Here is a 5,584-nt window from a genome sequence, read left to right as displayed (position 1 = left end):
CGTGGCCCACTTCGCCTACGACGACGAGGAGACGTGTCTGGAGGAGGTCCGTTACCTCCTCACGCTCCTGCCGTCCAACAACCGGGAGAATCCGCCGGTGGTGGCGTCGAAGGACCCGGCGGACCGGCGGTGCGAGGCGCTGGTGGACCTGGTGCCCGTCGACGGGAACCGGCCGTACGACATGCGGGCGGTGATCGAGGAGCTGGTGGACGACGGGGAGTTCCTGGAGGTCCACGAGCGGTGGGCGGGGAACATCATCTGTGCGCTGGCGCGGCTGGACGGCCAGGTGGTGGGGGTGGTGGCGAATCAGCCGCAGTCGCTTGCGGGGGTGCTGGATATTTCGGCGTCCGAGAAGGCGGCGCGGTTCGTCCAGATGTGTGATGCGTTCAATATCCCGATCGTGACGCTGCTGGATGTGCCGGGCTTTCTGCCGGGCGTGGACCAGGAGCACGGGGGGATCATCCGGCACGGGGCGAAGCTGCTGTATGCGTACTGCAATGCGACGGTGCCGCGGATTTCGCTGGTGCTGCGGAAGGCGTACGGCGGGGCGTACATCGTGATGGATTCACAGTCGATCGGGGCGGATGTGACGCTGGCCTGGCCGACGAACGAGATTGCGGTGATGGGTGCGGAGGGCGCGGCCAACGTGATCTTCCGCAGGCAGATCGCCGCGGCCGAGGACCCCGAGGCCATGCGGGCGCGGATGGTGAAGGAGTACCGCACCGAGCTGATGCACCCCTATTACGCGGCGGAGCGCGGCCTGGTGGACGACGTGATCGAGCCGGCGGAGACCCGCGAGGTCCTGATCGGCGCGCTGGCGATGCTGCGCAACAAGCACGCCGACCTGCCCGCCCGCAAGCACGGCAACCCGCCCCAGTGACCAACAGGACAGCAGCGGCAGCGAGTTCCAGCGTGCGTTGCAGCGCGAGTCCCAGCGAAGGAGAGTTCACGATGAGCCCCGAGACGATCACCGCCCCGCACCTGGTCCGGGTGGAGAAGGGCAGGGCCAGCGACGAGGAGCTGGCCGCGGTGACCGCGCTGCTGCTCGCCCGGGTCGCGCGGCAGCCCGCCCCCGACGACGCCGGTCCCGGCCGCAGCCCCGCGGCCTGGCGCCGCCTGGAGCGGGCCCGCGCCTACCGCGCGCCGCACAGCTGGCAGGGCTGAGGCCCGCGCGCCCCTGGGAGCCGGGAGCGACGAAGCGAGAACGGGGAAGCCCCCGGCCGGTACCGGCCGGGGGCTTCCGCTGCGTGCTGTGCGCGTTCTTGCGCCGTCCCGGCGCCGCCTACTGCGCGGCGGCGAGCTCCTCGTCGAGAACGGTGCGGCGCGGGTTGGCCGTCTGCGCCGGCAGCTCCTGCGCGGGGTCCGCCGGGCGGACGGCCGGGGCGAGATCACCGGCGTCCGCCAGGTGTGCCAGAGTGGTGCGGCGGGGGTTGGCGATGGAACGCATGTGCAGGGTGGTCTTCACGAGTGGTCTGCCTTGGGTCGCTCGTCGCTGGGTGGTTTGCCGCTTGTCGTTCTCCGCGGCTCTGTAAAGCTGAGGCTAGGTCCCGCTTACCCATCCGACGCCCGCAATCCGTCACAGTCTCGATGTGAGTTTCCTCACGAGGACCCTGTCAAAACGGTCATTCTGGGTGAGTTCGTTTTTCCGGCGAAGCGCCCATGGGTGATAAAGGCGGATGTTTCCCCTCGTGTGTTGCGTGGTGAGTGTGCTGATTCGGTGACGGTCGTGCGGGTAAAGGTCCGTTTCCTCCGCACCTGCCGCGTACCCGTCGTGATCATGCATCTCCGCAGCGTCATACATGTCACGGGACCCCTCCTGGCCCTTGTTGGAGTACGGCCACTGTGCTGGAATTCCACGGACCGCCGCGGGTCAGCCTCCTGAGTGGAGGGCGCACACCAGCGTCACACACCGGTTGATCACATACGCGTCGGTTGCCCAAACGACCGAAACGGGGCTCGCGTGCCCCCGCTCGAGACCGTCACGCCGCAGTGTGCGGCGGGCGCTGAGGTCCAGAGGTTGCGACGCTAGTGCAGGGACGTTTCAAGAGGGAAGGCAGCGCTGCGGGGGATGCGGAGCTGAGCGGCAGAGGTAACCGCAGCTCCTCCGCGGGGCCTGCCCTGGGCGGCGACCCGGCGCGGGCGGCGGCGGGCGGCGACCAGCCCTCCGGCGAGCGTGCCGCGCAGGACGCGGCCGACTCGCCCGCACCACCCGCCCGCCCGAGCCAGGCGGGCTCCAGGCTCGCGCTGCGCAACTGGCGCATCAGCAGCCGTCTGGTCTCCCTGATCGCCCTGCCGGTGGTCGCGGCCACCATCCTGGGCGGACTGCGTATCCAGGGTTCGATGGACGACATCGAACAGCTGGATGACATGCAGCTGCTCACGGACATGTCGCAGCAGGCCACGCTGCTCGCCGCCGCCCTCCAGGAGGAACGTGACGGCTCGGCCGGCCCCCTCGTCAGCGGGCGAAGCGACAAGAGCGACGAGGTCGCCGGGCCGCGCGAGCGCACGGACGAGGCGATCCGCGCGTTCAGTGACGCCCGCCTCCAGATCGACGGCAGCGACGAGGCCATGCGCAGCGTCGAGGCCACGGTGGTCGACATCGGCACCCGGCTGAACGAGATCAGCCAGATCCGCAACGGCGCCTACGAGGACCCCGAGTACGTCTCGCAGACCGTCAGCCGGTACAACGAGCTGATCGCCGCGCTGCACGGCCTCTCGCAGGACATGGCGCAGGCCACCAGCAACAGCGAGATGATCCGCAGCACGCGCGCGCTGGCCACGTTCTCCTCGGCCAAGGAGCACGCCTCCATCCAGCGCGCCGTCATCACCGCGGGCCTCGCCCGCGACGAGATCGACGGCCAGATCGCCGAGCTGTCCGACAGCGACTGGCGGTTCGGCCGCACCCACCAGCAGGCCGAGGAGGCCGCGCTGGACAGCTTCTCCCTCATCTACGGCGACGAGGAAGCGGTCGAAGAGCTGCTCAACCCGCTGGAAGGCGGCATCGCCAACGTCGTCGAGGCCGACCAGTTCGCCCTCCAGGTGTTCGCCGCCGAGGAGGGCATCCGCAGCCAGGACCGTTCGTACCGCGACTGGTACGAGCAGGACCGCACGAAGATCGACGCAATGGAGCGCATCGAGCGCACCCTGCTCGACGAGATGGAGAAGCAGGCCAGCGACCTGCGCGACGAGGCGCAGCGCGACTCCTTCATCAACGGCGCCATCGTCCTGCTCGTCCTCGGCATCTCGCTCGTCGGTGCGTTCGTCGTGGCCCGCTCCATGGTCCGTTCGCTGCGCAGGCTCCAGGACACCGCGCAGGAGGTCGCCCGCACGCGGCTGCCCGAGGTCGTCAAGCGCATGTCGGAGGCCGAGCCGGAGGAGGTCGAGACCGACGTCGAGTCCGTCGGCGCCTACACCCGCGACGAGATCGGCCGGGTGGCGCAGGCGTTCGACGACGTGCACCGCGAGGCCGTGCGCCTCGCCGGTGAGCAGGCCCTGCTGCGGGGGAACGTCAACGCGATGTTCACCAACCTCTCGCGCCGCAGCCAGGGCCTCATCCAGCGGCAGCTGTCCCTCATCTCCGAGCTCGAATCGCGCGAGGCGGACCCGGACCAGCTGTCCTCGCTGTTCAAGCTGGACCACCTGGCCACCCGCATGCGCCGCAACGGTGAAAACCTGCTGGTGCTCGCCGGTGAGGAGCCGGGCCGCCGGTGGACGCGGCCGGTGCCGCTGGTCGACGTGCTGCGCGCCGCCGCCTCCGAGGTGGAGCAGTACGAGCGCATCGAGCTGAGCGCCGTGCCCAAGACGGACGTCGCCGGACGCGTCGTCAACGACCTGGTGCACCTCCTCGCGGAGCTGCTGGAGAACGCCACGTCCTTCTCCTCGCCGCAGACGAAGGTCAAGGTCACCGGCCACGCCCTGCCCGACGGCCGCGTCCTGGTGGAAATCCACGACACCGGCATCGGACTGTCGCCCGAGGACCTGGCCGAGATCAACGACCGGCTCGCGAACCCGCCGACGGTGGACGTCTCCGTCTCCCGGCGCATGGGCCTGTTCGTGGTCGGCCGCCTGTCCCTGCGCCACAACATCCGCATACAGCTGCGGCCCTCCGACTCCGGCGGCACCACCGCCCTGGTCATGCTGCCCGCCGACGTCGCCCAGGGCCCGGGCCGGCCCCGGCCGGCCGGCGGCCCCGCGGGCGGCCCGGCGACCGCCACGCTGGCGCGCGAGACGCCCGCCGCCCGCGCCAGGCCGGGCGACTCCGGCCGTGGCCCCGGGCCCGACACCGCGCAGCTGCCCGGCTGGAACCGCAGCCTGGAGCGCGCCGCGGAACAGCAGACCCGCGGGCAGGTCGGCGGCGGGCAGGACCGCCCCGCACTGCCCTCCCGCCCCGGCGGACCCGCCGGGCCCGGGCCCGGGGAGCGCGAACAGGACGCGGCACGCGAGCCGTTCGTCTCCCCCGAGGGACCGCCCCCGGCGCGGGACAGGACCCGCGGTCCTGCCCCCGTGCGGCCGCCGCACGACCCCGCACCCGCACCCGCCGCGCCGAACGAGCCGCGGCAGCCGCAGGCGCCCTCGGCGGGCGCCGGCGGGCGGCCGAGCTGGGCGTCCGGCGCGGAGGACAGCGGGCGAATACCCGTCGCCAGGGACGCCGCGGACGGGCCGCGCGGTCACGACGAGGCCGAGTCGACCGGCGAGTACGCCAGGCCCGGCTACGTCGGGGCGACCGGCGGGCCTGGGCACTCGCCGATGTCGTCGGCGTTCGGGCACCGGCAGCAGCGCCGGCAGGAGCCCGACGAGACCACCGAGTTCGGCTTTCCCATGCCGGGCGCCGAGGCGACCGCCCAGTCGCCACAGGACACCGGCGAGTACCCGGTCGGCCCCGACTACCGTCAGCCGCAGCCGCAGCCGCAGCCGCAGCCGCAGCCGCAGCCGCATCAGACGCAGGAGACCCGCAGCCCTTACGCGCCGCAGGCCCCGCAGCAGCAGTCGCCGCAGCAGCCGCGCCGGCCCGACGAGCTGCGCGACCCGCTGCCGGCGGCCGCGCAGGAGCGCGTCTCCGAACGCACCCCGATCTTCGAGGAGATGGAGTCGACGTGGTTCGGCCTGCGCCGAGCCCCCGCGCCGCCCTCCGCTCCTCCCGGCGAGCAGGCGGGGCCTCCCCCCACACCCCCCGCCCCGCCATCCGCCCCGCGGCAGGACCCGGTGCCGGCCGTCGTCCCGCAGCAGCCGCAGCACCCGCAACAGCCGCCGCCGGCCCGCGCCGCGGCGGGTCCCGGGGAGCCGGGAGCGCCGTGGCGCGCGTCGCCCAACGACGAACGCTGGCGCCAGGCCGAGCAGCTGCGCCAGCCGACCGCGGGCGGCGTGACCACGTCGGGCCTGCCACGGCGGGTCCCGCGCGCCAACCTGGTCGCGGGCGCCGCCCAGTCGCAGTCGCAGGCCGCACCCACGGGCCCGCAGGTCTCCCGTCGGCCCGACGACGTAAGGGGCCGGCTGACCAACCTCCGCAGGGGCATTCAGCAGGGGCGCCAGGCCGGTACTTCGGCCGACCGCACGGACCGGGGCTTCGGCCCCACGTACCAGTAGT

Annotated in this window: 4 protein-coding genes; 3 read left to right on the top strand and 1 reads right to left on the bottom strand. The window is 72.6% G+C overall.

Features of this window, described 5'->3' with window-relative positions; genetic code table 11:
* The first annotated feature begins 1 nt into the window (after position 1).
* Together STBA_RS08395 and STBA_RS08390 are read left to right on the top strand one after the other, a co-directional pair.
* Positions 2-880, top strand: a complete 879-nt coding sequence (locus STBA_RS08395) for a carboxyl transferase domain-containing protein (RefSeq protein ID WP_366510757.1) — start codon at positions 2-4, stop codon at positions 878-880.
* Between the two features lie 71 nt (positions 881-951).
* The gene (locus STBA_RS08390) at positions 952-1,164 is read left to right on the top strand and encodes an acyl-CoA carboxylase epsilon subunit (RefSeq protein WP_077058642.1); all 213 of its coding nucleotides are present in this window, start codon (positions 952-954) and stop codon (positions 1,162-1,164) included.
* Between the two features lie 118 nt (positions 1,165-1,282).
* On the opposite strand, the gene STBA_RS08385 is transcribed toward STBA_RS08390, so the two are convergent.
* Complete coding sequence (locus tag STBA_RS08385) at positions 1,283-1,465, bottom strand: hypothetical protein (RefSeq protein ID WP_077058641.1); 183 nt, start codon at positions 1,463-1,465, stop codon at positions 1,283-1,285.
* A 563-nt stretch (positions 1,466-2,028) separates the two neighbouring features.
* Between STBA_RS08385 and STBA_RS08380 the strand changes: the two genes are divergently transcribed.
* Positions 2,029-5,583, top strand: coding sequence for a nitrate- and nitrite sensing domain-containing protein (locus STBA_RS08380; RefSeq protein ID WP_077058640.1), 3,555 nt, complete (start codon positions 2,029-2,031; stop codon positions 5,581-5,583).
* Position 5,584 lies beyond the last annotated feature (1 nt).

The sequence above is a fragment of the Streptomyces sp. MP131-18 genome (assembly GCF_001984575.1).
GTDB lineage: Bacteria > Actinomycetota > Actinomycetes > Streptomycetales > Streptomycetaceae > Streptomyces > Streptomyces johnsoniae.
The sequence above is the reverse complement of the archived record's forward strand: the minus strand, read 5'-3'. Positions and strand labels throughout refer to the sequence as shown.